Genomic DNA, 26,437 nt, shown 5'->3' on the forward strand with positions numbered 1-26,437 from the left:
AAAGAAATGAAAAATTTTATTGAAGAAGTAACTTGGAGAGGAATGCTTCACGACGTTATGCCAGGTACTGAAGAACATTTGATGGAACAAATGAGAGTGGCATATGTGGGAATTGATCCAACTGCGGATTCATTGCATATAGGGCACTTGGTTGGAGTGATGTTATTGAAGCATTTTCAGTTATCAGGACACAAACCATTGGCGTTAGTTGGTGGGGCAACAGGTATGATTGGTGATCCATCGGGAAAATCGAATGAAAGAAATTTACTTGACGAAACAACGTTACGTCATAATCAGGAAGCTATAAAAGGGCAATTGTCTCGATTTTTAGACTTTACTTCAGATGCGGCTAATGCTGCTGAATTGGTGAACAACTACGATTGGATGAAAGAATTCTCATTCCTTGATTTTATTCGTGATGTAGGTAAACATATTACGGTAAACTATATGATGGCAAAAGATTCTGTAAAGAAAAGATTGTCTTCAGAAGCTTCCGAAGGAATGTCGTTTACAGAGTTTACTTATCAGTTAGTTCAAGGATATGACTTTTTGCATTTGTATAAGAACAAACAATGTACCCTGCAAATGGGAGGAAGTGACCAATGGGGGAATATCACCACGGGAACAGAATTGGTAAGAAGAATGGAAAGTGGAAAAGCGTATGCTTTAACTTGTCCGTTAATTACAAAAGCTGACGGAACAAAATTCGGAAAATCTGAAGGCGGAAATATCTGGCTGGATGCAGCAAGAACCTCTCCGTACAAGTTTTACCAATATTGGTTAAACACTTCGGATGTTGATGCTGAAAAATATATCAAAATTTTCACTTTCTTGTCAAAAGAAGAAATTGAATCATTGACAATAGAACATAGAGAAACACCACATTTGCGTATTTTGCAAAAAAGATTGGCTGAAGAAATTACTGTAATGGTACATTCTGCTGCGGATTTAGAAAATGCAATTAAAGCTTCGGGTATCTTATTCGGAAATTCAACTTCAGATGATTTAAAGCAATTAGATGAAGCGACTTTCTTAGATGTTTTTGACGGTGTGCCTCAAGCAGAAATTGCTAAAGCCGACCTTGAAAACGGATTAGAGATTATAAATGTTCTGAATGAGAAAACAGGATTTTTTAAGTCGAATGGTGAAGCTAGACGTGCTCTAACTGCTAATTCTATTTCGGTTAACAGAGAAAAAATAACAGAGGAATTTGTTCTTTCTAATAAAGATTTAATAAACAATCAGTTTGTATTATTGCAAAGCGGAAAGAAAAATTATTTTGTGATAAGAGTGGTTTAATTGTTTAGCAGGTAATTTGTTTAATCGTAAGTTTCGGTTAACCGATTTAACAAATAAACAAATCAACTTTTTTACAAAACCATCAAATTACAACCTCTAATATCAGAGTTATCAAAACGTCCCAATACCTCGAAAGAGTTGTTGGGATATTTTTTGCCCAAATCTTGCGTAGCGATAAAGGAGCAGGAATTAATATTGGCTAAGTCGATTACGTTTATACCACCAGTTTTTCCTTCTTTTACGTAAGTTAAAGCATCTTCGGTATCACGAATAAGCACTTGTATCCACGATGGACATTCAAAAATTCCTTCGCCTAAAGAATAAGCTTGCGATAATAATTCGGTCATACCATACTCAGAATGTATTGCAGATACACCAAAGCCTTCACATAATTCTTTGTGTAATTCTTCGCGAATCATTTCTTTGCGTTTGCCTTTCATTCCACCAGTTTCCATTATGATGGTGTTTTGTAGTTTAAAGGTGTTTTTTTCGATTAAATCTAATAAAGCATATGTTACACCAATTAAGATAGTATTTTGTCCTGATTGGTCTAATTCGATTAGTTTTTGGGTAAGTTCTTCGTGGTTGTGTAAATAAAACCCACTTTCTGGATGGTTTGATAATTTAATTAAATCTTCGACCATGTATATTAAAGAAGATCCTTCGCGTTCTAGATAAGAAGGTAAAAGTGCTAGTACAGCATAATCTTCGATGTTGCCATAAAATTCTGAAAATCCTTTGCGATAGCTTTCCTCGTACAAAGAAACATCGGTTACAATATGCTTGCTAGTAATCATTCCTGTTGTACCGCTACTGGTAAAAGTAACCTGTGCAGGATTAGAATTTGAGACCACATTATGGCTCTTAAAAAACTGAATTGGCAAGAAAGGAATTTGAGTAAGGGACTTTACTTTTTGTGGATCTGTTTTAAGATAATCACAGAATGTTCGATATACTACGTTGTTTTCGTATTGAAAGCGAAACACTTTCAACGCTATTTTTTCAAATTGCTTTTGATTGGAAATCGTAAATATATCGGTTGTTGTAATCAAGATCTTTTTTTTTGCAAAGGTAATTTATTTAAAAGAAAAAGCTCCAATATTACTTTGGAGCTTTTTTATGTTTTTATTTTTAAAAATTACCTGACAATTAGCTTTCTAGTTGCAGTTGCGTTCTCTTCGTTTATTTTTATGATATAAACACCTGGCGAAAGATTAGAAACATTAAGCTCTTTAGAACTTATTTGTGTCTGTAGGACTTTTTTCCCCAGTACGTCAAAAATGGTTATCTCTTTTTCTAAATCATTTTTAGACGAAATGTATACTTTACCGTTACTCACAGGGTTTGGGTACAAACTTAAGCCCTCTATAACAGTGCCGTCTTGCGGTTTTGGCAGTTGTTTACTGTCTTGTGCCGAGACACTTACAGTAAAGAAAAAAGCCAATAAGAATGTAATATAAAAGTAGTTTTTTGCCATCACTTAAATTTAGTATTAGTAAATATACAAAAAAGTTTTCAAAAACTACGCCAAAAAAAAACATCCTATAAATTTAGGATGTTTTTAACATTTTATGTGTGAAGTGATTATAGCTTCTCTAATAAGTTTACACCATCAACAATTGCCCAAGCACCAGGAGTTAAAGCAGCTCCAGTTGCTGTTGTACTTGTTGTAAAGTTTCCTGCAGGGAACGCTACTGTAAATCCAGCTGCACCTGTTCCTGTAAGAGGAGTTGTAGCATCAGCAACTTTTACGTTTAGCATTTTGATTTTACCACCAGCAACTTGATTTGTGTTTGTAGCCGCTTCTTGAATTCTAACAGCAACAGCTCCTGTTGAAGTATATCCAGAAATTACAACATTTGTATATTCACCATTTCCATCTTTTTTGAATTGAATTGCATCAATTTCTGTTGGATTTCCAGCTTCAGTTACTGTTCCTGGAGCTCTTCTTAAAGTAATGTTAGAAACTTTAGGGAAGAATGAGTTGTTAACACTTTTTGATTCGATTTCCATTCCGAAATTTCCTGCACCAGTTTGATATGCGTACCAGTTAGTGTTTGCTTGCCCTTGCCATCCATCTTGCCAGTCAAAAGAATCATCTGTATTTCCGTATGAAATTAAGTTTTTAGCACTTACAGTTCCACCGTAAAATTCAAAACCATCATCAGCTCCTTTGTAAGCTACTAAGTTTTCTAGAACTGTTCCCGAACCTACAGCGTAGAATGAGAATCCATTCATTTCTGAGTTTCCGTCAAGGATTTTTTTACCAGCATATTCTACACGTACATATTTTAATGAACCACTGCTATGAGTTGGGTTTGAACCACCATAAACAATATTTGTTCCATCTTCTGAAGTTGCAGTAGTAATTGGTGTTCCGTCAGCAGTTTTTCCTGAAACAATCGGAGCATCACCAAACATAATAATTCCTCCCCATGAACCTGCAGTCTTAGATTTCTCTGTAAAGACAACTGGTTCTGCAGCTGTACCAGCAATATTTAAAATACCACCTTTTTCTACTAACAAGGCATCTGAACCATTAGAAACATCGGCAGTAATTACTGATCCAGCTTCGAAAGTTAAAGTTATACCGCTTTTTATTCTTACTGTACCACTTAGGGTATATGTTCCTTTTACAAAAGTTTTAGAAGCAGTAACATTTTCTGCTGTTATTTCTCCTGAACCAGCTGCTGGAGGTGTTGCAACATCATCATCGCTAGAAGAACAACTTGCGAAAATCAAGCTTAATAAAGAAAGACTTAAGACTAATTTTTTCATTTTAATGGTTTTTTAGAATTATTTTTTTTGTGTTATTTTGTTGATTCAAAAGTACTATCGTGCTTTTCAAACCTAGTTAGCTAAATGTTACTAAAGTATTATATAACAATTAGCTAGATGTAAATTTTATGTTACGTACTTAAAATAAGAAAAGAGCTGTAAAGCTCTTTTCTTATTTTGATTAAAATGTATATCCTATATTAACTGAGAAGCCAACTCCTTTTTTGTATTCACGAAGAACTAATGAATCTTCGGTAATATCTATTGTGCTGTTTTTTCCTAATTCTTTTCTATAATATGGGTTTATTAAATTTTCGGCACTAAATTTTAATTCAATGTTTTTTGATAGTGTGCTTGTCCAAACAAAATCTAATTTACTGAATGATTTTTCATAGATATGATCCATTCCTGATGAACCAACTGCAAAGATTCTGTCGCCGTAAACGTTATAAACTAATGTCATTGAGTTTTTCCAAGCGGTATTTAATGTAAAGTCATATTTCAAATCGGTATTGATAATCCAGTTTGAAGCTCCTTGAAGTTTACGATTTGTGCTGTTTTCTAACTCGTTACCTTGTTTTGTTAAGTCAATTTTCACATCGGTACTCATTATAGAAGTGTTGAATCCGAAAGTAAAGTTCGAAAGAGATTCGCTAACTCTGCTTAATTGCAAAATCATTTCGATTTCGGCACCGTAAATTACAGCTTGCTCAGAGTTTTTGAATGTTGTTATTTGACCACCACTATTAGCTGTTGGTTTAAAAACTCTTTCAATAGGGTTTTCGATTAATTTTCCAAATGCGCCAATAGCAAATAATTCTTTGTTGTTAGGAAATAATTCGTACTTAAAATCTACATTGTAATTGTTACTGTTTAATAAATTTGAATTCCCGCTTTCAGAAGTTGCATCCGCGTTAATGTAATTTATTGGAAGTAATTCCATTGCAACTGGTCTTGTTATAGTTTTACTTAATGAACCACGTAAATTACTTTTTTCAGTTAAAGCATATTTAGTGTTTAATGAAGGAAGGAAATCTAACTTATCATCAGTTTTCTTACGGTATGGGCTTCCAAAAGGATCTCCTTGTTCTCTGTATTTAATTTCACGAGTTGAGTTTTCGGCTCTTAATCCTGCATTTAAATCCCATTTTTCTCCAAAAGTCCAAAACAAATTAAAGTAACCAGCGTTAACAAATTGATTTAGTTTTACTTTATAATCTCCATTAGATTCTTCCTGAACATAAACGATTCCATTATCGATATCCTGATTGATTTCTTTACTAATTGTTCCTAAATCTGCAGTGTAATTTTTTTCGATATTTCTTCTTCCAGAAAAGAAACGGTAACTAGATTCCATGTCATTTATGAAATTGTTATATCCTACAGTTAAGTTGTTTAATCTTTCTTTGTTTCCAAATTTAATGCTGTATTCTGCAAGAGCAGAGAAGTAAAAGTTTCCGTTTACATCTAAATACTGGCGATTTAAATTATTTCCACCATAAGACATATTGATGTCAGTATCATTAACTTTTAGACCAGTGATAAATTTTCTGTCAGGTTGTTGAAAACCAGTTTTTACATATGAACCTCCAGCTTTAATGGTTTGTTTTCCATCTTCGGTTAATTTGTAATCTCCAAATAATTGAGTATTCCAATACTTAGACTCTTCAAATTGATTTAATCTGATAAGGTTGTTTGTAATATTGGCTAAACTGTTGGTGTATCCTACTTGATCTTGAATTTTACTTTCTGTGGCTTGGATAAAAAGCGTATTGAAGTTTAAGTTTAATCTGTTTGTTTTGTATTTTAAACCTGCTAAACCAGAAAAAGTAGTTTGGTAAGCGTATTGTGTGTTGTATAAGTTATTGTCGTAATTACCTTGTCCAAGATTGAAAGTTCTGTCAACTCCCTCTCTAAAAATGTATTTATTATCAAAGTTAAATGACATGATGTAACTTATGCTTTTTTCTTTTTCAAGATTAAATTTTTGTGAATGTAAAAAACCAATACTTGAATTTAAAGGGCTTGCAGTTTGATCAACATCCCAGTTTTTATCTCCGTAGGCACTATGGTATTGATCAGGAGATAACTTTGTTCCGCTTGGTACAGAACCAAAAGCTGACGGAAGTGCTCTTTCATTACCAAGAAGTCCAAAAGTTCCTTTAGTTGAATTTGCATCATCAGAAAGTAAGAACTTCTTTAGATTGTTGTTTGTAGTATAGCCAAATCCAATATTTAATTTTGTGATGTTTTTTGGCTGAGTGGTTTCAATATTAATTGTTGCACCTGCAAAATCACCAGAGATATTTGGATTGAATGTTTTGTAAATATTTAAAACTCCTACTATATCAGTTGGAAATAAATCTAATGGAATAATTTTTTTGAAAGGGCTGTTTGATGGAGTTTGTAAATCATTAACCAATAAATTATTGTAACGATCTTCCAAACCTCTAATAAATAATCCACGGCCATCTACTTTTGTAATTCCTGTAACTTTAGTAAGTCCATCTTCTACGTCACTAACCCCTTTTCGTGACATTTCCTGAGCACCAATACTTTGTTTAATAACAACTGCATTTTTTTGATCTAATAATAAAGCAGTTTCTTTTTCTCTGTTTACAGATGAAGCTTTTACAACAACATCTTTTAGAGTGTAACTCCCAGATGATAATGCCTGGTTGATAGTTGTAGTTTCATTTGCTTTAACAATTACTAGAGCTTCTATAGTTTCATACCCCAAGAAACTATAAATTACAGTATAGCTACCAGGAGCTATGTTTATCGAATATTTACCATCGATGTCGGTATTTGCACTGTTGTTTGTTCCTTTAATAAGGACATTTGCAAATGGTAGTGCTTCATTATTAGTTTGTTTGTCTGTTAAAACCCCAGAAATTGTACCTTTGGTCTGAGCCATAGAAACAGCACAAATAAATAATGTAATAAATAGAAATTTTAAGTTGAATTTCATTTTCGTTTGTTGTTTGTTTATTTTTTTGCAAATAAAAGACGGCTTTGTAAAGTTCGTGTTAGCTGCTTGTTATTGTTTTGTCTCTAATATATTATGAAATTGTTATGAGATTAAATTACGGTTAACACTACTTTTTAACAGTTGATTTATTATTACCTTTACACTCGCAACTACAATCATTGAATATTATATCGTATAAGTATCAATGAGATAACCCAATTTTTTGCTATTTTATGAAAAAAACACAAACTAAGATTTTACTAGTAGATGATGAACCGGATATTTTAGAAATTGTTGGATATAACCTATCTCAAGAAGGGTATCAAATAATTACAGCCTCAAACGGAAAAGATGCAATTGCAAAAGCACAAAAGGAATTGCCAGATCTTATAATAATGGATGTTATGATGGCTGAAATGGATGGTATGGAAGCTTGTGAACACATCCGAAAAATACCAGAACTAAATAACGTTATCATTACATTCCTAACTGCAAGAAGTGAAGATTACTCACAAGTAGCTGGTTTTGACGCTGGAGCGGATGATTATATCACTAAGCCTATTAAACCAAAATTACTAGTAAGTAAGGTAAAAGCATTATTGAGACGTTTAAAAGAACAAGAAGTTAGTAGTGATACATTAAACGTAGGTGGAATCGAAATTAATCGTGAAGAATATAAAATCGTAAAAGATAATATAGAAATCGCTTTGCCTAGAAAAGAATTTGAATTATTCTATTTATTGGCTTCAAAACCAGGAAAAGTATTTAAACGTGATGAAATACTTGATAAAGTTTGGGGTAATGAAGTAGTTGTAGGCGGAAGAACGATTGATGTACACATTCGAAAATTAAGAGAAAAAATTGGAGAAGATTTATTTAAAACCATCAAAGGAGTAGGTTACAAATTCGAGGTTTAAAATAAAGATTACCAACCAAAAGCATAATGCAAAGAAATCAGAATTATCTTTGTAGAAGCTATCCATGAACTAAATGAAAATAAGTTTTAAAAAAACCTATAAGTTTGCTGTAAAGTCAGCACTATATATAAGTCTCTTTGCTACAGGATTTGTAGTAATTCTAGTTTTATTATTCTTCAAAAATAGAACAGAACATTTATTACCATTTAGTCTTGTCTTTCTTGTGTCGGTATATGCGTTCTCGTTTATGGTTTTACAATACCGAGTAGAACGTTTTATTTATCGCAGAGTAAAGAAAATCTACGATGAGGTTTCGTTATTGGAATCCAGTACACTTATCAACCAGCCGATCACTACGGATATGGAAACGCTTTCGCGTGAAGTCAAAAAATTTGCAACCGATAAAAAGTTAGAAATCGAAATGCTCGAGATTCGTGAAGAATACCGTCGAGAATTTCTAGGTAATGTTTCGCACGAACTTAAAACACCTTTGTTTACAGTTCAGGGATATATTTCGACTTTATTAGATGGAGCAATGGAAGACAAAACCATCAGAAAAAAATATCTTAAACGTGCCGAAAAAGGAGTAGAAAGATTAATTTATATTGTCGAAGATTTAGACATGATCACTAAATTAGAAACAGGCGATTTAAACTTGATAATCACCGATTTTGATATTGTCGAACTTATTCAGAATGTTTTTGATTTATTAGAAATGAAAGCTGATAAAAAGAAGATTAAGTTAACTTATGAAAAGAAAATTCTTCAGCCGATTTTGGTGAAAGGAGATAAAGACAGAATTCAACAGATACTAGAGAATTTGATTGTGAATTCAATTAAATATGGTAAGCAAGGTGGAACTACAGAGGTAGGAGTTGTGAATCTTACAAAGAAAAAAGTACTTATTCGTATTAGTGATAATGGAGAAGGAGTAGAGAAACAAAATATACCAAGACTTTTTGAACGTTTTTATAGAGTAGATAAAAGTGGAGCCAGATCAGAAGGTGGTTCTGGTTTAGGACTTGCTATTGTAAAACATATTATCGAAGCCCATAAAGAAAAAGTATATGTTGAGAGTGAGTTTGGGATAGGTTCTGAGTTTTCATTTACTCTCGAAAAAGCCCATAAAAGCACTAATCTTGAAGTTAAGTAATTGTAATTAGAGCATCTCAGATCAGCATAAAATTCTCATGATTTAACCTCGATTTAAAGTTGTCGATTCTCCCTTAATATTAAATTTTCATAATAATAACATCTTGGTAACGTTATGTTAACTTTGATGGGTGATTTTTGCACTCTGAACGAGGAGTTTAAAAAAATAAGATGAGAAAATTTTTAGTGGTAGCTTTATCTTTAGCGGCGGGCTTAACGCATGCACAAGAGGTAAACAAAGATGAGATAAAGAAAGAGGTAGTTCGTATTTTAGACTCTATTAATAAGGCAAAAGAAACTGCAATAATAACAGCACCAAAGATTGAACCTATTCTTCAAAAAGAAGAAAAAGATCATTGGTATGATAAAATCTCATTACGAGGTTATGTTCAGATAAGATATAATGGTTTGTTTTCTACCAATGATAAAGTTTCATGCGAACAGTGTGATAGATCTTGGGGAACAACATCTACAGAACCAGATGCAAAATCTAATAATGGGTTTTTTATAAGACGTGCACGATTAGTATTTTCTGGTCAAATACACCCAAATATATATTTTTATTTCCAACCCGATTTTGCAAGTTCACCAAGTACAGGAATCAATAATTTTGTTCAAATTAGAGACATATTTTTTGATTTCTCATTTGATCCAAAAAGAGAATACCGTGTTCGTGTAGGACAAAGTAAAATTCCTTATGGTTTTGAGAACATGCAATCTAGTTCTGTTCGACTTGCTTTGGATAGAAATGATGCGATGAATAGTGCTATATTAAATGAACGTGACTTAGGAGTGTTTTTTTATTGGGCACCTAGCAAAATAAGAGAACGTTTCGAAATGTTAGTTAAAGATGGTTACAAAGGTTCTGGCGATTATGGTGTTTTTGCTTTTGGAGTTTACAACGGGCAAATCGCAAATAAGTTAGATAGCAACAGAGACTTAAATGTTGTAGCGAGAGTAACTTATCCTTTCGTAATAGGAAGCCAGATTATTGAACCAGGAATCCAGGCTTATTCAGGGAAATGGGCATTTACCAACGAAATTTCAACTGGAGTTGCTATAGATAACAAACAATATGTAAAAGATCAGCGAGTAGGAGCAACTTTTGTATTATACCCTAGACCTTTTGGGATACAAACGGAGTATAACATAGGTAAAGGACCTCGTTATGACAAGACTACTAATAGTGTCGATGTTACAAATATAAATGGAGGTTATGTTTTATTAAATTATAAGTTAGATTTAGGAAAACAACTATTATATCCTTTTGCAAAATTTCAATATTATGACGGAGGAAAAAAATATGAAAAAGATGCCAGAAGTTATGTAGTTAGAGATTATGAAATTGGAATAGAGTGGCAGCCCCTAAAAGCATTAGAGTTTACTGCCGAATATGTTATTGCCGATAGAACTTTTGAAGATAGCGCATTACCAATTAATCGCCAACAAGGAAATTTACTGAGATTACAAGCTCAATTTAATTTCTAAAACATAAAAAACATATAGGATGGAGTTTATTATTTTTCGAAAACAGAAAATAATGAACTCCATTTTGCTTTCTTTTTATATTGAGGTAATCCTTTGTATTCTTTAATTTTCGCAATATCCTCAATCTTAAAATCATCTTGTAATGCGTAAGGAACAAGGCCTTCTTCCTGTAGTTTCTCAGCAAGATATAATTGCTCATATTGACCAGGAGTTGGTATAAAAAAAGCTTTCTTTTCTAGTTTTACCAAATCCATTACGGTTGTATAGCCTGAGCGACATAAAATTTGTTCACTTTCGTTAAAAGTTTGTTCTAGCTGGCGTGTATTCATGAAATTGTAATACGTAACATTATCGATGATTTCCTTTTTTTGGTCTTTTTCGACAATGCCTTTCACAAAAACTACTTTTCCGTCGTAGCGAATAACTTCTTGTTTTAATTTCTCTTCGAGGTAACCACGTTGAGGTTCTGGTCCAGATAAGATAACCATTAAATCATATACTTTAGGCGTTTCCTTCTTGCGCATTCGGCTCATAGGACCTATGTATCTTAACTTGATTTTTTTTGTTTTTAAATGGCCTAATTCTCCAGTTAAATTAGGATTCTTTTTTATGTCGGGAACCCAACATTCAGTATATTTCTTTATAAAATATTGATGACATTTGCTGGTAAACCAAGTCGTGTTTCCAGTCATTACATTTAATTGATGCGTAATAAAAACCGATGGTATCTTATCACTGTAAACACCCAAACGATTATCAGAAATAATCCCGTCGATACCATATTTTTTAATCCAGGATTTTACCATTTTTTTTTCGTCCAAAATGGCTTCAATCATTTTAGGACAATTTTTGATTAATTTCCACTTAAAGTTTTTGCCATTCTTGGCATATTCTATTTGGTAAGAAGGTAATTCGAGTGTTTGGATATATGGGAATTCTTTTCGTAATAGCTCTAAAGCAATACCATCAGAGGCAATTATTGGGATGTAATTGTTTTCCTGTAATGCTTTAATTATCGGGATGCATCTTGTGGCGTGACCTAAACCCCAATTTAATGGAGCAATTAAAATAGTTTTATTAGTTGAATCTAAATTCATATAGAATTGGGTTATGTTAAGTTAACCCTGCGAAAGTTACAAACAGTAAGTCTTTTCCTTATTTATAAATGATTACTAAAATATTAAGTTATTATTTTAGTAAAAGCAAAAAGGCTAGACGCTATAAGAAGTCTAGCCTTTTTAATTGTATCAGGAAAAATTGATTAGTCTTGAATATAAGTTTTGTTTCCGTTAGAATTAATGTAGTATTTACCACCTCTAGGTCCCGTATATACTTTTTTGCCATTATATTCTCCGGTAACTTTATCTGCTACTTTAGGTGCTTTTTCATTAGTTTCTTTAACTGTTTTTGTAGCAGTTTTAGCAGTGCTTTTAGTTGTTGCTTTAGTATCTGCTTTAGCTTTATCTACTTTTTCAGTAGCAGTTTTTGTATCTGCTTTAGCTTTAGTTACTTTTTTAGTAGCATCATCAGTTGCAGTCTTAGCATCAGTTTTTACTTTGGCAGCTTTTTTTGTAGTTGACTCTTCTGCTTTAGTGGTTTTTGCCTTAGCATCGCTTTTAGTTTTTGTAGCTTTATCTTCTACACTTTTAGTTGCTGATGTTTTTTCTTTAGTTGCTTTTTTCTCTGTAGCAGTTTTTGTGTCGGTAGCCTTTTTAGTAGCAGTCTTTTTTTCTTTAGTTGCTTCTGATTTAGCTTTGGTTTTAGTCGTCTTTACAGCAGTTTCTTGTGCGTAAAAATTACTTGAGAAAACTAACATAAAACAAAGTAATAATAATTTTTTCATGTTTTTTAAGTGTTAAATTTTATAATAAAATTAATCAATTTATTGTAATGTTTTCGAAAATGTATCAAAAATAAGCTCTTAGCTGAACATTTCCTGTATGGATAGTTGGTCCGGTTTCGCCTTTTCTTCCTTGATAGTTTACATTAACATCCAAAAACTGAGTGATGTTTTTTTGCAATAGCAATCTCCATACCAAATTTTGTCCTGTTTGTAAACCTTCTAACATTTGAAAACCTACAGATGAAAATTCATTGCCTGTAAATTTATTCTTATAAAATGAAAACTCACCATTTAATGTGATTTTTTTATCACCAGCATAAGAAAAAGATGTTCCTAATCGGCTTTGTTCTAACGTTTCTTCCTCTCCAATTTGATTGTCTTTGTTCTGAATTTCATAGAAGAAATCTAAACTTGTACTTTTAGAAAACAAATAACTAATTTTTGGAGCAAGTTGATAACCTGTTAGCTTATAGTTTTTTTCTGGGAAACTTTCAGAGATAAGATCAGTTTGTATGGTTTTGGTAAAAAATCCGAATAACCAACTTTTATCATACAAATGAGAATATTGTAATTGATGCGAACTATTTTTAGCCTGTTGCGATCCTATTGTAAGTAAGTTTCTGCTTTTGTTTTGTAAATAGGTATAAGTTGTAGAATGTTTTTGTTTACCACGATTATAAAATAAACTGTTTCTGAAACTGGAATTTAGCCCCAGCACATTTTCATCTGAAGAATTAAAAGGATTAAGTTCAAAACGATCACCATCACTTTTTACTTTTCTATCTAATATAAACGAGGTCTGGTTATAAAAATAAGATATAACCTTTTTTATTCCAGTTTCATTTAACCATTGGTTTGGGTTTAATGTTACCGATTGAGAAAACTTATTTTGATTTGTTTTAATATAAATCCGGTTAGGTAAAAAGATACGAATGTATTTTGCCTGATCAATAAATGCAGCTACCTCAAATTCCTGTAATTCCTGAATTCCATTATTGTTGTAATCGTTCCAGGTGTAAACTCCTTGTCCTGCAGGAACTTCTACATAGGTATAATCTTGTTGCGGCATTGTTCCCGAACTGGTTTCGTAGGCAGTAGTAGTTTGGATAAATTGATTGAAAAAACGATCATTATAAAGAATTCTGGAATTTAGTGATGGTTCTCTTTTTTTAGTCACATCTTCAAAATTCAATACTCTATAGCTCGCATATACAGATAAATCACTTTTGGTAGTCTGGATTAATTTAGATCTTAAATAATAAGTCTGTGAGTTGTTTACACGTTGTAATAGTCCGTTTTGTAAACTATCATTGCTTCGTTTTAAAAAGCCTAATTCTACAAAAACCTTGGTACTATCACCACGACCTATAAATAAACCATATTCATTAAATCTTTGGCTTAAAGCCGAAAACTGATTGGTTTCTTTATTCTTTTCTTGATTATCTTCAAGCTGTACTGTACCACCAACCCAGTTTTTATTAAAATGATAACGGGCTTGAGTTTGGTTTCTTAAAAACTTAGAAGTCGATATTGTGCTGTTACTATTTAGTAAACTACCTTGGTTTTGAATCAGCCAGTTTTTTACTTTAAAAAGACCATTAACGGTATGTCGGCTTCCAGAATAATTTTCGGTAAAATCTAAGTTTTCAAATTGATAGGTTAGTAATCCTATATCTGAGGTCTTTTTTTGAGGAAATAAATCAAAATTTAATCCCGAAATTAATAAACTCTGATTCCCAAATCGATTTGCAGGAAGATTCCAATCCCTATCAAACTCGATGTTATAAAGGCGTTCTACCGATTTAAAATTGTCCTGAATAAATTGATAATTTACAAATGCATCCAGATTCCAACTTCTGGTAAATAAACGTTGCTTAGCATTTATTTTGGATGCAATTCCTTTATTGTTTCCATCTTGTATGCTCGAAAATAAATTAGCATCATTGTTACTAACACCAACTTCAAAATCAAAACTTGTTTTTTCGGTTGGATTATATTTACCCAAAAAAGTAGCTACTTGCAGTTTTATTGGAGCAACGAGTTTAATAATTGGAGCATAATTTCCTTGCGGAATACCATTTATAGGAGCAACATATTCATAAATTCGATCAATTGTATTTACGTTTCTAAGAATGTAATTGGCAGACTTTGCACCAATTAAATTGAATCTTACATTGTATAATTCTTCTTTTGGATCGTTGGAGAATTCATAAACTTCCGTTCCGTTTATCATTATTTTTCGGTAAAGAATTTTATTGTCCGAATAAGAATCAACGTAAGCCGAAGGAGCAATCATGGCATTTGTATCATCTCCCGCATTACTTAATATTTCTACCTGTTCTTTGGTTAGATTTTGTTGTAACGGTTGGTTTTTTAAGTCATTTTCAGAGTATAGATACCCTCCAAAACTCCATTTTTTATTTTCATGAGTAACTCCGGCATACGTTACAAATCGAGTATAATTTTGATTTGTATATTGGTACTCAACACTTATACGCATCTCCGAGGTAATGGTAAAAAGAGATGTAAAAGTGATTTCGCCAGCATTATAATCGATAGTATAATCTTTGTTTTCACCTCGTTTTAATAAAACACCATTTACATATACCCGCTCAGAACCCGAAATTACCAATATGTATAACTCACCATTCTGACCTGTTAATTTATAAGGACCTTGATTTCCTTCCTGCCCAGTAATGTTACTTTTTGCATATTGCCCTCTTACCAATGCGGCAGAAGCAAATACATTGGTTTTGCTATCTTCATCACCAAAATTAAAATTAACGGCAAGACCTTGAACCTTTTTGTCGAAATTTAGGAACTGTGTTTTTTTATTTTCAAGAAAAATATCTCCCGCGCGTAATGCCCAATCATTACTAAAAAGCTCAATAAATATATTATCGAATTGATCTAGTTTTTGGGAGTAACCACCATCTTGCAACGGAATATTATTGTCTTGTAATGATGCACGAAGACTTACTTTTTCAGATATTTTTCCTGTAATCTGTAAGTCAAGATTAGAGTTTAAAACTGTGTTTTGGTTGTTACCAATGGTAATCCCTCGGGTAATACTCCCTGAAGTATTTAATCCGTCAAAAGGAGTTACAGTTTTATTGGTTTTAGGTTGTATTTGATATAGAGATTCAGAGGTTACACCATTACTTACGATTCGGTCAGAATCATAAATTTTATACTCTTTGGTTAAAATATCTGGAAGTTTTAAATACTCAACTGTTAGGGAATCAGTATTCGAAATCATTTTTTCGTTTAAAAGTAATGTTCCTTTCTGGAAATTTACTTTGTAGAAACTGCTATCAATAGGTTGTTTATTGTTGTCGTATAATTTGAAAAAACTCGAATTGATACTAACGTTTTCAAGGTGAACAGTATCTCTGGAGACACCAATTTTTTTGGTTTTATAGTGCGTGTTTATTTCCTGGGCATGAAGTCCAGAACAAAAAAGAATTACAATCCAAAAGAGTAATTTTTTAAACATAAATACTTTAACTCCAAAACGTCAAAAGTAGTATTTATAATTGTGAAATGTTGCGACTGGAATTTTAGTTTTACTATCAAATGTAATTGAATTTAAGAAAACTACTTTATGTATTTTCCCAAGACACATAGTATTGCAATTATAATAATTAATATGAATACAGAATTAGGATTTGCAAAATTAGTTGTCCATCCCATTAGCTTATTTCTTTTGGGAGGAAACATTCTCTTATCTTCTTTGTTGTAATAAAAAATTCCCCAAATCCAATTGTTAGAATCATTATGCCAGTTGTCTTTGGTTTCTTTACTTGGTTTCTTGTTTCTTTCCATAATTTATTGCTTTAATTTTCATTTCAAAATATTGATAAATACTATTTTCATTATCTAGATAAAGAATAAGGGCTGCAGTCATAGGAAAGAAAAACGTAATTAAACCGTGGGTCAGCACAATACTTAAATGAAAAAAAACACCTAAAGTCAAGAACAATTTTTTAATCAGTTTATCTGTAGCTAAAATACAGGCAAATAATCCTAATTCAAGAATTATTACAGACCAACTTATTAGGGGAGTAAATGGACTAAGTGTAATAATGGATAATATTTTTTGCAGCCATAGAGGGGCTCCAAAAATATTATTAGTAAACCAATAATAAATACAAGTACCATCTTTCCATTCATCATTAAATATTTTCCCCACTCCAGCATGCAAATATATAATAGCCACCTGTAATAATATCAAAAAGTAATAAGTATTAAAAAACACATTTATTGCTTTTCTACTTTTTGTTATAATTAATTTATTATTGCTCCACTGATTGATTCGATTGTCAAAAATACAAATAGGGATAAGTAACATACTTAAATTGGATGCTATTTGGTCACCTCCTTCAATTGCAATAAAAGAATTACAAATGCTAACATGCACCCAAGTTTGCAATAAAGAAAATAGCTGTGGGAAATAACCAGTAAAAACTATTAATAAAATTGAAATTGAAATTGTTTTTGCAAACGAGGAACTAAACAAGTTGAAAAGACTAATATGTTGAAGAAAAACGTCTAATTTAAAAGAGGTTTCATTATGAATTAATAGATTCATATTTGTTACTTCATCTATATCGTTAAAGCATATAGTAAGTAAAGCCCCAAAAGCTAGCAAAGATCTGACAAAAATCAATCGATTATCAAAAATGATTTTTTGTTCTAAATGAGAGATAAATTTATTCATCTTGGTGAATATTTATAGCGTATACAATAAAGGATGAGGGATAATCAGGTTTTTGATTTAATAATGACCAAGGCAATGCATGTTTACTAACAAATAAATATTTACCTTTAAAATCGGGAACATTTTTTTTAAACACACTAATTTTATTAAATTTCAATGTGTCCAAATTTATTTTTTCAGTTATATTTTCTGCTATTTTCGCTGTTAATCTGTAACCAGTTATTGAATCTGACTTTATTTTATTTAAAATTGTACTTGCTTCTATAGTCAATATTCTATTGTGTCTTGAAAGGCCATAGTAATAATCATTAGAAAAATTTCTTAAATTTTTCATTTCAATTTTACCATTAAAACATTCAAAAATATAGAATTCTGGTTCTTTTGCACTTTTTGTAAAAAAAGCCCAGCCTTGTGGGAATGCAGAAATAAATTTTGATTTAGCAGTATAACTATTATTAAGAGGATTGTTTCCAAAATAAATGGAAAGAATAGTAAAAAATATTACAAGAACAATACTAACTGAACTATAAAACGCTATCAGTGATGGTTTCGATGTTTTATTCATGGTTGTGAATTATTAAAATAGGCAAGTCACTTTGATAATAACTTGCCATATTTAATTAAATACCAGTAAATTCTATAGTGACATCTGACTGGAATTTTTCAATTAAGTATCCCTCAGAATCTATGTAACCAGGATCCTCATAAAAATCAGGTGATGGTGGTAGTGGTGCTTCTTGCAAAAACAAGACAATTACGATGACGGCTGCAGCTGCGGCTAATAACCAAACAGCAACGGAATAGTAAGGCGCTGGATATACGACTTTATTGGTGTTTTTGTCTGATTTCATACTCTGAATAGCATTAAGCAATTCTTCTTTTGTAGATTGTTCATTAATTTTATATTTTGAAGTGAATAAACTGATAAATTTATTCATGTCATTCTCGGTGCCTCCTTTTTTACTTTCATTTAATAATCCAAAGGCAGCATCTGATATTTTATTAGCAGCATCTACAATACCATATTTTACTTGATAAAAATCGCCTGATCCTATTTTTGCTCTAAAGTTTGATAAAAACTCTGGATTGGATTCCTTAATGGTTTCTATAATTTTATTTTGAAGGACTAACATTTCATCCATTTGAGCTTTGTCATTAATAAATGTTCGAAAATTTAAATCTTTAAAATCATCTAATTTATTAGCTAGAGGACCTTCAAGAAACATAATCCCTTTAAACACATCTTCGTCAGTAAAAGAATTAGTCGCATTGTTTTTATCAATATTTGACATCTTACTTTCACGACCTATTTCATCCTTAGTACAACTAAAAAAAATAAATACAAAAGCAACTAAAGTAAAAATGTGGTGCCTTATAACGAATTCTCTAATTTTTTTCATAATGCATAGTTTAATGATTAGTAATAACTTATTTGATGACAAATCTACACGTGATTTCAAACGACTCTTATGCGAAAATCGGTTATTTCTACCCTGAATTTATATTGTTGTAAAATATTTCTTATGTTTGAATCGGTATAAAAGTTAAATTATGAATGTAATCGTAGGAAATAAGCTAAAACAGCTACGTAAAAGCAAGAATATGTCGCAAGAGCAAGCGGCAGATTGTTTGTGTATATCTCAGTCTGCGTATGCGAGGATAGAAAGAGGAGAGAGTAGTTCTTGGGCGAGCCATATTAGTAAAATATGTAAATTTTTCGAAATAACCCCAGCCGAATTGATGATGAATGAAAGTCGACTGAACAAGGAAGAGAGTAATAATTTAAATGAAAGTTTTATTATCAATCAATTGTCAGATAAAATAATAGAACAATATGAAGCACGAATAAAAGAGTTGAAAAAAATAATTAAAGATCTAAAAAGGAATGAAGGAGAGTAAATACAAAGAAATTCATTTATTAACGAAATTTTTTATGGTTTTTTACGAATTACAATTAATTTTTATAAAAACAATTTAGTAACACTTAAATAAAATTTCTATGGTTGGTGCTAAAATTATGGAGTTAAGGAAAATTAAAAAGTTATCACAATTTGAATTATCAAACCGATTAGGGATTAGCCTGACAGCATTATGTGATATTGAAAGTGGAAAAAATAAAAAAATAGACTTTTTGTTAATAGATAAGATTTGTAATGAGTTAGATGTAGAGTTCAATTATTTTCTCGAAAACCCAAATCCAAAAGTATTTGATGATAAAAAATTTATGGAACGTTTGACGGAAATTGCGCTACTTAGTGTTTATAGAAAAATAATAAAACAATATGAAGTCGAGATTTTAGAATTGAAGCAGATAATAAAAGATTTAAAAAGAAAACAGAAACCATAAAGAAAGGCTCCACTTAAAAAATGGAGCCTTTCTTATTATATTGAATTTTGTAATTAACTTTTATAGAAAAACTAATTAGATTCCTTTGTTACTATTTGCATAGTCTCGCGGCTTACTTGTTTTAGTAAAACTACTTTGTTTTCTTCGACAGTTTCGGCAGCTTTATCATCAAAATGACGAATTGTATATAAAGTTACATTTTCGCTGAAATCAACTTTGAACTTTTTAGAAAGGATGGCATTCAAATCATTGAAATTCTCAAATTTATCTTCTACACAAACAGAAAAACTAATCGCAGAGTTTTGAATTAAATTTACTTTAATTTTAAATTCATGGAATAAAGCAAAAATCTCGCTGATGTTTTCCTCCATGATAAAAGAGAAATCTATCGATGAAAGAGAAATCAAAAGTTGGTTTCTTTTTACGATAAAACAAGGCAAATATGGTTCTAAATCGACACCTTTAGAAACACTTGTTCCTTTTAGCAATGGGTTTATAAATGATTTTACATACAACGGAATCTCTTTTTTCTGTAAAGGTTGTAATGTTTTAGGGTGAATAACTGTTGCTCCGTAAAAGGCTAATTCGATAGCTTCACGATATGAAATTTGATTAAGTAAACTTGCATTTTCAAAATAACGTGGATCAGCATTCATAACTCCGGGAACGTCTTTCCAGATGGTAACACTTTCGGCATTTAAGCAATAAGCAAAAATTGCAGCAGTATAATCTGAACCTTCACGACCTAAAGTAGTAGTGAAGTTGTTTTCATCGGCACCCAAGAATCCTTGAGTAATGTTTAGCATTTTTCGCTTAACATTATTACCAATATTTTTTTGAGTTAATTCCCAATCAACTTCGGCATCTCTGTAATTAGCGTTGGTTTTTATAAAATTACGAACATCAATCCATTGTGTTTGGATGCCCATAAAATTCATAAAATGACTTAAGATAGTAGTCGAAATTAACTCTCCAAAGCTTACAATTTGGTCATAAACAAAGTTGTAATTAGGAGATTTGTTATGAGCAAGAAAGTATTCTAACTCCGAAAATAATGCCTTTACAGCAGTAAAAACTTCATGTTTCTCATTTTCGAATAAATCTAATAATATCTGGTTATGGTATTTTTTTACTTCTTGAACAGATGAACTTAACTCAGAAGATTTTTCGAAATAATTCTTTATTACAACCTCAAGAGCGTTTGTGGTTTTTCCCATGGCCGAAACCACAAGCAATACATCTTCATAACCTACTTTTTGTAAAACGTCATAAACGTTTTTAATTCCTTCAGCATCTTTCACTGAGGCACCACCAAATTTGAATACTCTCATTATTTATTATATCTTAATATTATCTATTGTCTTTTAATTTTTGTTTTTCTCTAAAAAAGTATCTATTCCAGCTTCGTCCATTTGTACAACACGCCATTCTTGGATAATTTTAGCCCCAGAATTTTCATAGAATTTAACCGCAGGAGTATTCCAATCGAGTACATTCCATTCAACTCTTTTTACTTTATCCTTTTTGGCCTGCTTCATTATTTCGGAGTATAAAGCAAAACCTAAACCAGATCCGCGCATTTTATCTTTTACAATCAAATCTTCTAAATGTATTGTTTTTCCTTTCCAGGTCGAGAATCGGTAATAGTACAAAGCAATCCCCACTATTTCAGCATCTACCTCGGCTACAAATACATGAAAAAGAGGGTTTTCTCCAAAGCCATCACGAACTAAATCACTTTCTGTAATCAAAACAGCGTCTGGTTCTTTCTCGAATATGGCTAGTTCCTGAATCAAGCCTAAAACAGCTTTCATATCATCAGGGTTTCCTTTTCTAATATTCATAAATTCTTATTATTAATGTATTTATATCTAAAATAATGGTTTTTTTGAACTCAATTTTTACTTTTGATTAACAAATATACAATACGGACAAACTAACTAAATAATTTTTAAATCAATTTCACAAAAAAGGCGATATTTGTGACTTCAAAAAAAAATCTACAACGATATAGTATAATGGAAGAACGCAATAAAACACTAGGAGAGTTTATTATTGAGAACCAAAAAGCATTTCAGTATTCGTCGGGAGAGCTTTCCCGAATTATCAACTCTATACGATTGGCGGCCAAAGTCGTTAATTATAAAGTAAACAAAGCTGGTTTGGTCGACATCGTTGGCGCAGCAGGAGAGCAAAACATACAAGGAGAAGATCAGCAAAAACTAGATGTGTATGCAAACGAGGTTTTTATTCAAACCTTAATTAATCGTGAAATTGTTTGCGGAATCGCTTCAGAAGAAAACGATGATTTTATTACTGTTCAAGGAAGTGATAATAGTCATAACAACAAGTATGTAGTTTTAATGGATCCTCTTGACGGATCTTCTAATATTGATGTAAATGTTTCTGTAGGAACTATTTTTTCAGTTTATAGAAGAATTACACCAATAGGAACTCCGGTTACACTCGAAGATTTTTTACAACCAGGAGTTAATCAAGTTGCGGCTGGATATGTAATTTATGGAACTTCGACTATGTTAGTTTACACAACAGGTCATGGTGTAAACGGGTTTACACTGAATCCTGCAATTGGAACATTCTATTTGTCACACCCGAATATGAAATATTCTAAAGATGGAAATATTTACTCTGTAAATGAAGGGAATTATGTTCATTTTCCTCAAGGAGTAAAAGATTATATTAAATATTGCCAGCATGAAGAAGATGATAGACCTTATACTTCAAGATATATTGGAAGTTTAGTTTCTGATTTTCATCGAAATATGATTAAAGGAGGAATTTATTTATACCCTACGAGCAGTAAAGCACCAAAAGGAAAGCTTCGTTTATTGTACGAATGTAATCCAATGGCGTTTGTAGCAGAGCAAGCAGGAGGGAAAGCATCTGATGGTTTTAATAGAATCATGGAAATTAACCCAACCGAATTACACCAACGCGTTCCGTTCTTTTGCGGAAGCTATAATATGGTCGAAAAAGCAGAAGAGTTTATGCTTAAAGCGAAGTAATAAAAATAAAACCCGACTAATAAATAGTCGGGTTTTGTTTTTTTAGTACCAGTTTTAGTTTTCAGTCTCAGTTTTTAGTACCAGTTTGTAAACTGAATACTGCGACTGCAAACTTTTTTAATATTAGTCTCAGTTTTTAGTCTTAGTTAGTAAACTGAATACTGAATACTTCTATTTATTCATATTTTGCATTTCGAAAGTAAAAGTATCTAAATCTACTTTTTTATCTACTAATGAAAGTGCTTTTGCAATAATGTAGTTTACGTTTCCTGGAGTAAATCCTAGTGCTAGTCCAAGTCTTCTTAACATGATTTCCTGACTATCTCCCATGTGGTGATCTACGTGTACCATACGAGCCAAATCGTATAAACGCTCTAAACGTTGAGAATACAAATAAGGCGCATTTATAGGATGCTTCAATGGATCTGCAAGAATCTCTTTATACTCTTCGTCTGAAATTTCTAATCTAGAAGCTAGCTTGTCTAAAAAAGCTTTTTCTTCCTGATTTGTTTTTCCGTCTGCAAGAGCTACGCGAACAATAGCCGAAAAATGACCTTTATTTCTTAGTTTAAATTCGCTATCAAATAAATCTGAAAATGACATAATTAATTGGTTTTTTGTATCACAAAGATAAATCTATTTTTAAATTATTAATTTTAATTTTCTCATAATTTTTATAATTGGAGAAACTACAATTTTAACTTATTTTTATTTAATGATTTTAGAATAGCAATCTACCATTTTCAAAATTAATCGTAAGTTTACACACCCTTTATCAATTTTAAATTAAATTACCCATGTCAGATTTTTGGATTTATTTTCAAATAGGATTAAAACACGTTCTAGATATTCATGCTTACGACCACGTAATGTTTCTAATGGCTTTAACCATTCCTTATGCATTTAAGGATTGGAAAAGAATTTTGCTTCTTGTAACTATTTTTACAGTTGGGCATACATTAGCATTGTTGCTTTCGGTTTACGGAATCGTTACTATTAAAGTAAATATTGTCGAATTTTTAATTCCGATAACTATTTTAATAACAGCCTTTTTTAATTTTTTTACAGCAGGAAAATCATCCAAGACAGAGAGTATTAATTTAGTGTTTTTTATAACACTTTTCTTTGGGATAATTCATGGTTTAGGATTCTCTAATTATTTTAAAACAATATTAGGAGGTAGTCCATCATCAAAATTATTACCATTAGGAGAATTTGCATTAGGGATTGAGGCAGCTCAAATTATTGTGGTTTTTGTAGTTTTAATAATCTCATATATTGTACAGACTATTTTTCGTTTTTCAAAACGTGACTGGACTTTGGCGATGTCGGCATTTATAATAGGTGTTGTAATCCCGATGGTTATTGAGAGCGAAATATGGAGCAGATAAAAAATGGAAAAGAAAAAATTAAATAGATACGACAAAGCCTATTTGCGAATAGCTAAAGAATGGAGTTTGTTGTCGTATTGCAAGCGCAAGCAAGTTGGTGCAATTATCGTAAAAGACCGCATGATTATTTCTGATGGTTATAACGGTACACCATCTGGGTTTGAGAACTGTTGTGAAGATGAAGAAGGATTAACGCGCTGGGATGTTTTGCATGCCGAGGCAAATGCTATTTTAAAAGTAGCGCGATCTACTCAATCTTGCGAAGGAGCAACGTTGTATATAACGCTTTCTCCATGTAAAGAATGTAGTAAATTAATTCATCAATCGGGGATAAAAAGAGTTGTTTACCAAAACGGATATCGTGATGATGCAGGTATTCAATTCTTAATAAAAGCAGGCGTAGAGGTAGAACATATTCCTGTGTTAGAAGAAGAATAAAGTTACAGTAATTTCAAGATACACGGTTACTTATGAAGAATAGCAATAATCTGTTCTCATAAATTAAATATTAACTACATATGAAATTCAATCCTAAATATTTGCCAATAGTTATTGGAGTAACTTTAGCTCTGGGAACTGTCCTTGGAGGTATGTTAAACGCTCCGGTACAGGATCAGTTTTTGGCTAAAACCAACTCTAAGAACAAACTCAACAAATTAATTGATTTCATCAATAATGAGTATGTAGATAGTGTAGATACCGATTCTATTGTAAACCTTACAGTAGATAATATATTATCAAAGCTAGATCCCCATTCTGTTTATATCCCGCCAAGCGAACAAGCAGAAGTTGCCGAAAGTATGAAAGGTGATTTTGTAGGCATTGGTGTAAATTTTTATATGTATAGAGATTCCGTTGCGATTATAAAACCAGTAGAAAATGGCCCTTCGGCAAAAGCAGGAATTCTAGCCGGTGATAGGATTTTATACGTAGGAAAAACAAAATTGTTTGGTCGAAAACTTCCTTCAGATAGTCTATTTGCTAAATTAAAAGGAGAAAAAGGAACAGAGATAGAGCTGACAGTTTATAGAAAATCAGAACAAAAGAAATTAAAAGTCAAAATAAAGAGAGACGTTATTCCGATAAAAAGTGTTGATGTCTCGATGTTATTAGATAAAAATACTGGATATATAAAAATCAATCGTTTTGCAGAGACCACCTTTGCGGAGTTTAAATCGGGTTTAACCAAATTAAAACAAAATGGAATTGAGTCGCTTATTATCGACCTTCGTGATAATGGTGGAGGGTATATGGAAGAAGCAGTTGCGATTGCAGATGAATTCCTGAAAAACAAACAACTGATTGTTTTTACCAAAAATAAAAATGGACAAACAGAGAAAACCTATGCCACAGGAACCGGAAGTTTTGAAAACGGAAAAGTATCTATTTTAATCAACGAAAATAGTGCTTCGGCAAGTGAGATTCTGGCAGGAGCAATACAGGATAATGATAGAGGAAATATAATTGGTCGCCGTTCTTTTGGAAAAGGATTGGTGCAACGCGAAATGGATTTTAATGACGGTTCTGCTGTACGATTAACTGTTGCAAGATATTACACACCAACAGGTCGTTCTATCCAGAAGCCATATAGCCACGGAAACGAAGATTACTTTAAAGAATCAGATTCCCGTTTTAATAACGGAGAGTTATATAGTAAAGACAGTATTAAGGTTGTTGATACATTAAAATATAAAACACCAAAAGGTAAAATTGTTTACGGAGGTGGAGGTATAGTGCCAGATGTTTTTGTACCTATCGAAATGGAACATGGTAGCGAAGGCTCGGCTTATTTACTACAAACTGGTATCGTAGGGCATTTTGTTTTTGAGCAGTTGGATAAAAACCGAAAAGCATTCACAGGATTGAATTATAAAGAATTTATCGCCAAAATGCATGCGACGGATGATTATTTTAAATCGTTTCAAAAATATCTTTCTATTAACGGATTAGATTTAAAATTAGATAAAAATAAAGCAATCATTAGTCGTTATATTACAGCTGAATTTGCTCGACAATTGTATGGCGAAATTTACTATTACGATGTGATTCTTAAAAATGATGCAATGATTAAGGCTGTTTTAAATCAGAAGAAATAACGCTAAATTTTATCAAAATGGAAGTAAAGACTATTGTAAATGCCGAAATTGAGCTTTTAGCTGCTATTAAAAATGCAGATGTTTTAGCTCTGGAAAAGATTCTACATGATGATTTATTGTTTAACTTACCAGATGGGCAAACGATTACCAAGGAATTCGATTTAGATACCTATCGCTCAGGTAAAATTAAAATAGATGTTCTGGAAGCTTCAGATCAAATTATTAATGTAATTGATGATTCAGCAGTTGTTGGAGTTACTATTTTGCTAAAAGGGAAATATGATAATGATCCTATAGATGGTGTTTTTAGATATATAAGAGTTTGGAAACAATTCGATGACAATTTAAAAGTTATTGCAGGGAGCTGCATACAATTAAAATAGAATTAATGAGTTTAACTTAGCGAACT

At 31.8% G+C, this 26,437-nt stretch carries 25 protein-coding genes; 11 read left to right on the forward strand and 14 right to left on the reverse strand.

Annotated elements, in window-relative coordinates; genetic code table 11:
• The first annotated feature begins 6 nt into the window (after positions 1-6).
• A complete protein-coding gene (gene tyrS / locus OA93_RS20600; protein WP_039115885.1) occupies positions 7-1,299 on the forward strand; it encodes a tyrosine--tRNA ligase in 1,293 nt (430 codons plus the stop codon).
• Positions 1,300-1,370: 71 nt separating this feature from the next.
• Here the strand turns inward: tyrS and OA93_RS20605 are convergent, their stop codons facing one another.
• From OA93_RS20605 to OA93_RS20620, 4 genes are all read right to left on the reverse strand, one after another.
• Positions 1,371-2,351 carry an acyltransferase gene (locus OA93_RS20605; RefSeq protein WP_039115887.1) on the reverse strand — a complete coding sequence of 327 codons (981 nt, stop codon included), beginning with the start codon at positions 2,349-2,351 and terminating at the stop codon, positions 1,371-1,373.
• A gap of 86 nt (positions 2,352-2,437) precedes the next feature.
• On the reverse strand, positions 2,438-2,776 hold the full coding sequence (locus OA93_RS20610; protein WP_039115888.1) for a T9SS type A sorting domain-containing protein: 339 nt from the start codon (positions 2,774-2,776) through the stop codon (positions 2,438-2,440).
• A gap of 107 nt (positions 2,777-2,883) precedes the next feature.
• Positions 2,884-4,077, reverse strand: coding sequence for a hypothetical protein (locus tag OA93_RS20615; RefSeq protein ID WP_039115889.1), 1,194 nt, complete (start codon positions 4,075-4,077; stop codon positions 2,884-2,886).
• Between the two features lie 181 nt (positions 4,078-4,258).
• A complete protein-coding gene (locus OA93_RS20620) occupies positions 4,259-7,048 on the reverse strand; it encodes a TonB-dependent receptor (protein ID WP_039115890.1) in 2,790 nt (929 codons plus the stop codon).
• Between the two features lie 233 nt (positions 7,049-7,281).
• On the opposite strand from OA93_RS20620, the gene OA93_RS20625 reads away from it, so the two are divergent.
• The 3 genes from OA93_RS20625 to OA93_RS20635 all read left to right on the forward strand — a co-directional run bounded on the left by OA93_RS20625 (position 7,282) and on the right by OA93_RS20635 (position 10,605).
• The gene (locus OA93_RS20625) at positions 7,282-7,965 is read left to right on the forward strand and encodes a response regulator transcription factor (protein ID WP_035617332.1); all 684 of its coding nucleotides are present in this window, start codon (positions 7,282-7,284) and stop codon (positions 7,963-7,965) included.
• A 73-nt stretch (positions 7,966-8,038) separates the two neighbouring features.
• A complete protein-coding gene (locus OA93_RS20630; protein WP_039115894.1) occupies positions 8,039-9,118 on the forward strand; it encodes an ATP-binding protein in 1,080 nt (359 codons plus the stop codon).
• Between the two features lie 170 nt (positions 9,119-9,288).
• Positions 9,289-10,605 (forward strand): porin, encoded by a 1,317-nt coding sequence (locus OA93_RS20635; protein WP_039115896.1) that lies wholly within the window; start codon positions 9,289-9,291, stop codon positions 10,603-10,605.
• A gap of 29 nt (positions 10,606-10,634) precedes the next feature.
• Here the strand turns inward: OA93_RS20635 and OA93_RS20640 are convergent, their stop codons facing one another.
• From OA93_RS20640 to OA93_RS20670, 7 genes are all read right to left on the reverse strand, one after another.
• Positions 10,635-11,702, reverse strand: a complete 1,068-nt coding sequence (locus OA93_RS20640; RefSeq protein WP_039115897.1) for a glycosyltransferase — start codon at positions 11,700-11,702, stop codon at positions 10,635-10,637.
• Positions 11,703-11,866: 164 nt separating this feature from the next.
• Positions 11,867-12,448, reverse strand: coding sequence for a hypothetical protein (locus OA93_RS20645; protein WP_039115899.1), 582 nt, complete (start codon positions 12,446-12,448; stop codon positions 11,867-11,869).
• A 64-nt stretch (positions 12,449-12,512) separates the two neighbouring features.
• On the reverse strand, positions 12,513-15,944 hold the full coding sequence (locus OA93_RS20650) for a hypothetical protein (protein WP_039115901.1): 3,432 nt from the start codon (positions 15,942-15,944) through the stop codon (positions 12,513-12,515).
• A 101-nt stretch (positions 15,945-16,045) separates the two neighbouring features.
• Entirely contained in the window at positions 16,046-16,273 is a 228-nt protein-coding gene (locus OA93_RS20655) for a DUF5808 domain-containing protein (protein WP_039115902.1), read from the reverse strand.
• On the reverse strand, positions 16,248-17,168 hold the full coding sequence (locus tag OA93_RS20660) for a hypothetical protein (RefSeq protein ID WP_039115904.1): 921 nt from the start codon (positions 17,166-17,168) through the stop codon (positions 16,248-16,250). The genes OA93_RS20655 and OA93_RS20660 overlap by 26 nt, the downstream gene beginning before the upstream one ends.
• Positions 17,161-17,733, reverse strand: a complete 573-nt coding sequence (locus OA93_RS20665) for an SdpA family antimicrobial peptide system protein (RefSeq protein WP_039115906.1) — start codon at positions 17,731-17,733, stop codon at positions 17,161-17,163. Before OA93_RS20665 ends, OA93_RS20660 begins: the two co-directional genes overlap by 8 nt.
• Positions 17,734-17,788: 55 nt before the next feature.
• The gene (locus OA93_RS20670) at positions 17,789-18,568 is read right to left on the reverse strand and encodes a hypothetical protein (RefSeq protein ID WP_039115907.1); all 780 of its coding nucleotides are present in this window, start codon (positions 18,566-18,568) and stop codon (positions 17,789-17,791) included.
• A 151-nt stretch (positions 18,569-18,719) separates the two neighbouring features.
• Between OA93_RS20670 and OA93_RS20675 the strand changes: the two genes are divergently transcribed.
• Positions 18,720-19,067, forward strand: a complete 348-nt coding sequence (locus tag OA93_RS20675) for a helix-turn-helix transcriptional regulator (protein ID WP_039115908.1) — start codon at positions 18,720-18,722, stop codon at positions 19,065-19,067.
• A gap of 100 nt (positions 19,068-19,167) precedes the next feature.
• A complete protein-coding gene (locus tag OA93_RS20680; protein WP_039115909.1) occupies positions 19,168-19,515 on the forward strand; it encodes a helix-turn-helix transcriptional regulator in 348 nt (115 codons plus the stop codon).
• A 71-nt stretch (positions 19,516-19,586) separates the two neighbouring features.
• On the opposite strand, the gene OA93_RS20685 is transcribed toward OA93_RS20680, so the two are convergent.
• Complete coding sequence (locus OA93_RS20685; RefSeq protein ID WP_039115910.1) at positions 19,587-20,846, reverse strand: aspartate kinase; 1,260 nt, start codon at positions 20,844-20,846, stop codon at positions 19,587-19,589.
• A gap of 33 nt (positions 20,847-20,879) precedes the next feature.
• Positions 20,880-21,359 (reverse strand): GNAT family N-acetyltransferase, encoded by a 480-nt coding sequence (locus OA93_RS20690; RefSeq protein ID WP_039115911.1) that lies wholly within the window; start codon positions 21,357-21,359, stop codon positions 20,880-20,882.
• A gap of 174 nt (positions 21,360-21,533) precedes the next feature.
• Here OA93_RS20690 and fbp point away from each other — a divergent pair, with 174 nt between their 5' ends.
• Complete coding sequence (fbp, locus tag OA93_RS20695; RefSeq protein ID WP_039115912.1) at positions 21,534-22,541, forward strand: class 1 fructose-bisphosphatase; 1,008 nt, start codon at positions 21,534-21,536, stop codon at positions 22,539-22,541.
• Positions 22,542-22,712: 171 nt separating this feature from the next.
• On the opposite strand, the gene OA93_RS20700 is transcribed toward fbp, so the two are convergent.
• Positions 22,713-23,144 (reverse strand): TerB family tellurite resistance protein, encoded by a 432-nt coding sequence (locus OA93_RS20700; protein ID WP_035617301.1) that lies wholly within the window; start codon positions 23,142-23,144, stop codon positions 22,713-22,715.
• A 194-nt stretch (positions 23,145-23,338) separates the two neighbouring features.
• On the opposite strand from OA93_RS20700, the gene OA93_RS20705 reads away from it, so the two are divergent.
• The 4 genes from OA93_RS20705 (at position 23,339) to OA93_RS20720 (ending at position 26,411) form a co-directional block, all read left to right on the forward strand.
• Positions 23,339-23,932, forward strand: a complete 594-nt coding sequence (locus OA93_RS20705) for a HupE/UreJ family protein (protein ID WP_039115913.1) — start codon at positions 23,339-23,341, stop codon at positions 23,930-23,932.
• A 3-nt stretch (positions 23,933-23,935) separates the two neighbouring features.
• Positions 23,936-24,370, forward strand: a complete 435-nt coding sequence (locus tag OA93_RS20710; RefSeq protein ID WP_039115914.1) for a dCMP deaminase family protein — start codon at positions 23,936-23,938, stop codon at positions 24,368-24,370.
• Positions 24,371-24,450: 80 nt separating this feature from the next.
• Positions 24,451-26,028, forward strand: coding sequence for a S41 family peptidase (locus OA93_RS20715; protein ID WP_039115916.1), 1,578 nt, complete (start codon positions 24,451-24,453; stop codon positions 26,026-26,028).
• A gap of 17 nt (positions 26,029-26,045) precedes the next feature.
• A complete protein-coding gene (locus OA93_RS20720) occupies positions 26,046-26,411 on the forward strand; it encodes a nuclear transport factor 2 family protein (RefSeq protein WP_039115917.1) in 366 nt (121 codons plus the stop codon).
• Positions 26,412-26,437 lie beyond the last annotated feature (26 nt).

The sequence above is a fragment of the Flavobacterium sp. KMS genome (genome assembly GCF_000813005.1).
GTDB lineage: Bacteria > Bacteroidota > Bacteroidia > Flavobacteriales > Flavobacteriaceae > Flavobacterium.

Excerpts from the sequence above, each read along its gene's own strand:
- tyrS (WP_039115885.1), top strand. The coding sequence starts at position 7 with ATGAAAAATTTTATTGAAGAAGTAACTTGGAGAGGAATGCTTCACGAC.
- OA93_RS20610 (WP_039115888.1), bottom strand. The coding sequence starts at position 2,776 with ATGGCAAAAAACTACTTTTATATTACATTCTTATTGGCTTTTTTCTTT.
- OA93_RS20615 (WP_039115889.1), bottom strand. The coding sequence starts at position 4,077 with ATGAAAAAATTAGTCTTAAGTCTTTCTTTATTAAGCTTGATTTTCGCA.
- OA93_RS20620 (WP_039115890.1), bottom strand. The coding sequence starts at position 7,048 with ATGAAATTCAACTTAAAATTTCTATTTATTACATTATTTATTTGTGCT.
- OA93_RS20625 (WP_035617332.1), top strand. The coding sequence starts at position 7,282 with ATGAAAAAAACACAAACTAAGATTTTACTAGTAGATGATGAACCGGAT.
- OA93_RS20630 (WP_039115894.1), top strand. The coding sequence starts at position 8,039 with ATGAAAATAAGTTTTAAAAAAACCTATAAGTTTGCTGTAAAGTCAGCA.
- OA93_RS20635 (WP_039115896.1), top strand. The coding sequence starts at position 9,289 with ATGAGAAAATTTTTAGTGGTAGCTTTATCTTTAGCGGCGGGCTTAACG.
- OA93_RS20640 (WP_039115897.1), bottom strand. The coding sequence starts at position 11,702 with ATGAATTTAGATTCAACTAATAAAACTATTTTAATTGCTCCATTAAAT.
- OA93_RS20645 (WP_039115899.1), bottom strand. The coding sequence starts at position 12,448 with ATGAAAAAATTATTATTACTTTGTTTTATGTTAGTTTTCTCAAGTAAT.
- OA93_RS20650 (WP_039115901.1), bottom strand. The coding sequence starts at position 15,944 with ATGTTTAAAAAATTACTCTTTTGGATTGTAATTCTTTTTTGTTCTGGA.
- OA93_RS20655 (WP_039115902.1), bottom strand. The coding sequence starts at position 16,273 with ATGGAAAGAAACAAGAAACCAAGTAAAGAAACCAAAGACAACTGGCAT.
- OA93_RS20660 (WP_039115904.1), bottom strand. The coding sequence starts at position 17,168 with ATGAATAAATTTATCTCTCATTTAGAACAAAAAATCATTTTTGATAAT.
- OA93_RS20665 (WP_039115906.1), bottom strand. The coding sequence starts at position 17,733 with ATGAATAAAACATCGAAACCATCACTGATAGCGTTTTATAGTTCAGTT.
- OA93_RS20670 (WP_039115907.1), bottom strand. The coding sequence starts at position 18,568 with ATGAAAAAAATTAGAGAATTCGTTATAAGGCACCACATTTTTACTTTA.
- OA93_RS20675 (WP_039115908.1), top strand. The coding sequence starts at position 18,720 with ATGAATGTAATCGTAGGAAATAAGCTAAAACAGCTACGTAAAAGCAAG.
- OA93_RS20680 (WP_039115909.1), top strand. The coding sequence starts at position 19,168 with ATGGTTGGTGCTAAAATTATGGAGTTAAGGAAAATTAAAAAGTTATCA.
- OA93_RS20685 (WP_039115910.1), bottom strand. The coding sequence starts at position 20,846 with ATGAGAGTATTCAAATTTGGTGGTGCCTCAGTGAAAGATGCTGAAGGA.
- OA93_RS20690 (WP_039115911.1), bottom strand. The coding sequence starts at position 21,359 with ATGAATATTAGAAAAGGAAACCCTGATGATATGAAAGCTGTTTTAGGC.
- fbp (WP_039115912.1), top strand. The coding sequence starts at position 21,534 with ATGGAAGAACGCAATAAAACACTAGGAGAGTTTATTATTGAGAACCAA.
- OA93_RS20700 (WP_035617301.1), bottom strand. The coding sequence starts at position 23,144 with ATGTCATTTTCAGATTTATTTGATAGCGAATTTAAACTAAGAAATAAA.
- OA93_RS20705 (WP_039115913.1), top strand. The coding sequence starts at position 23,339 with ATGTCAGATTTTTGGATTTATTTTCAAATAGGATTAAAACACGTTCTA.
- OA93_RS20710 (WP_039115914.1), top strand. The coding sequence starts at position 23,936 with ATGGAAAAGAAAAAATTAAATAGATACGACAAAGCCTATTTGCGAATA.
- OA93_RS20715 (WP_039115916.1), top strand. The coding sequence starts at position 24,451 with ATGAAATTCAATCCTAAATATTTGCCAATAGTTATTGGAGTAACTTTA.
- OA93_RS20720 (WP_039115917.1), top strand. The coding sequence starts at position 26,046 with ATGGAAGTAAAGACTATTGTAAATGCCGAAATTGAGCTTTTAGCTGCT.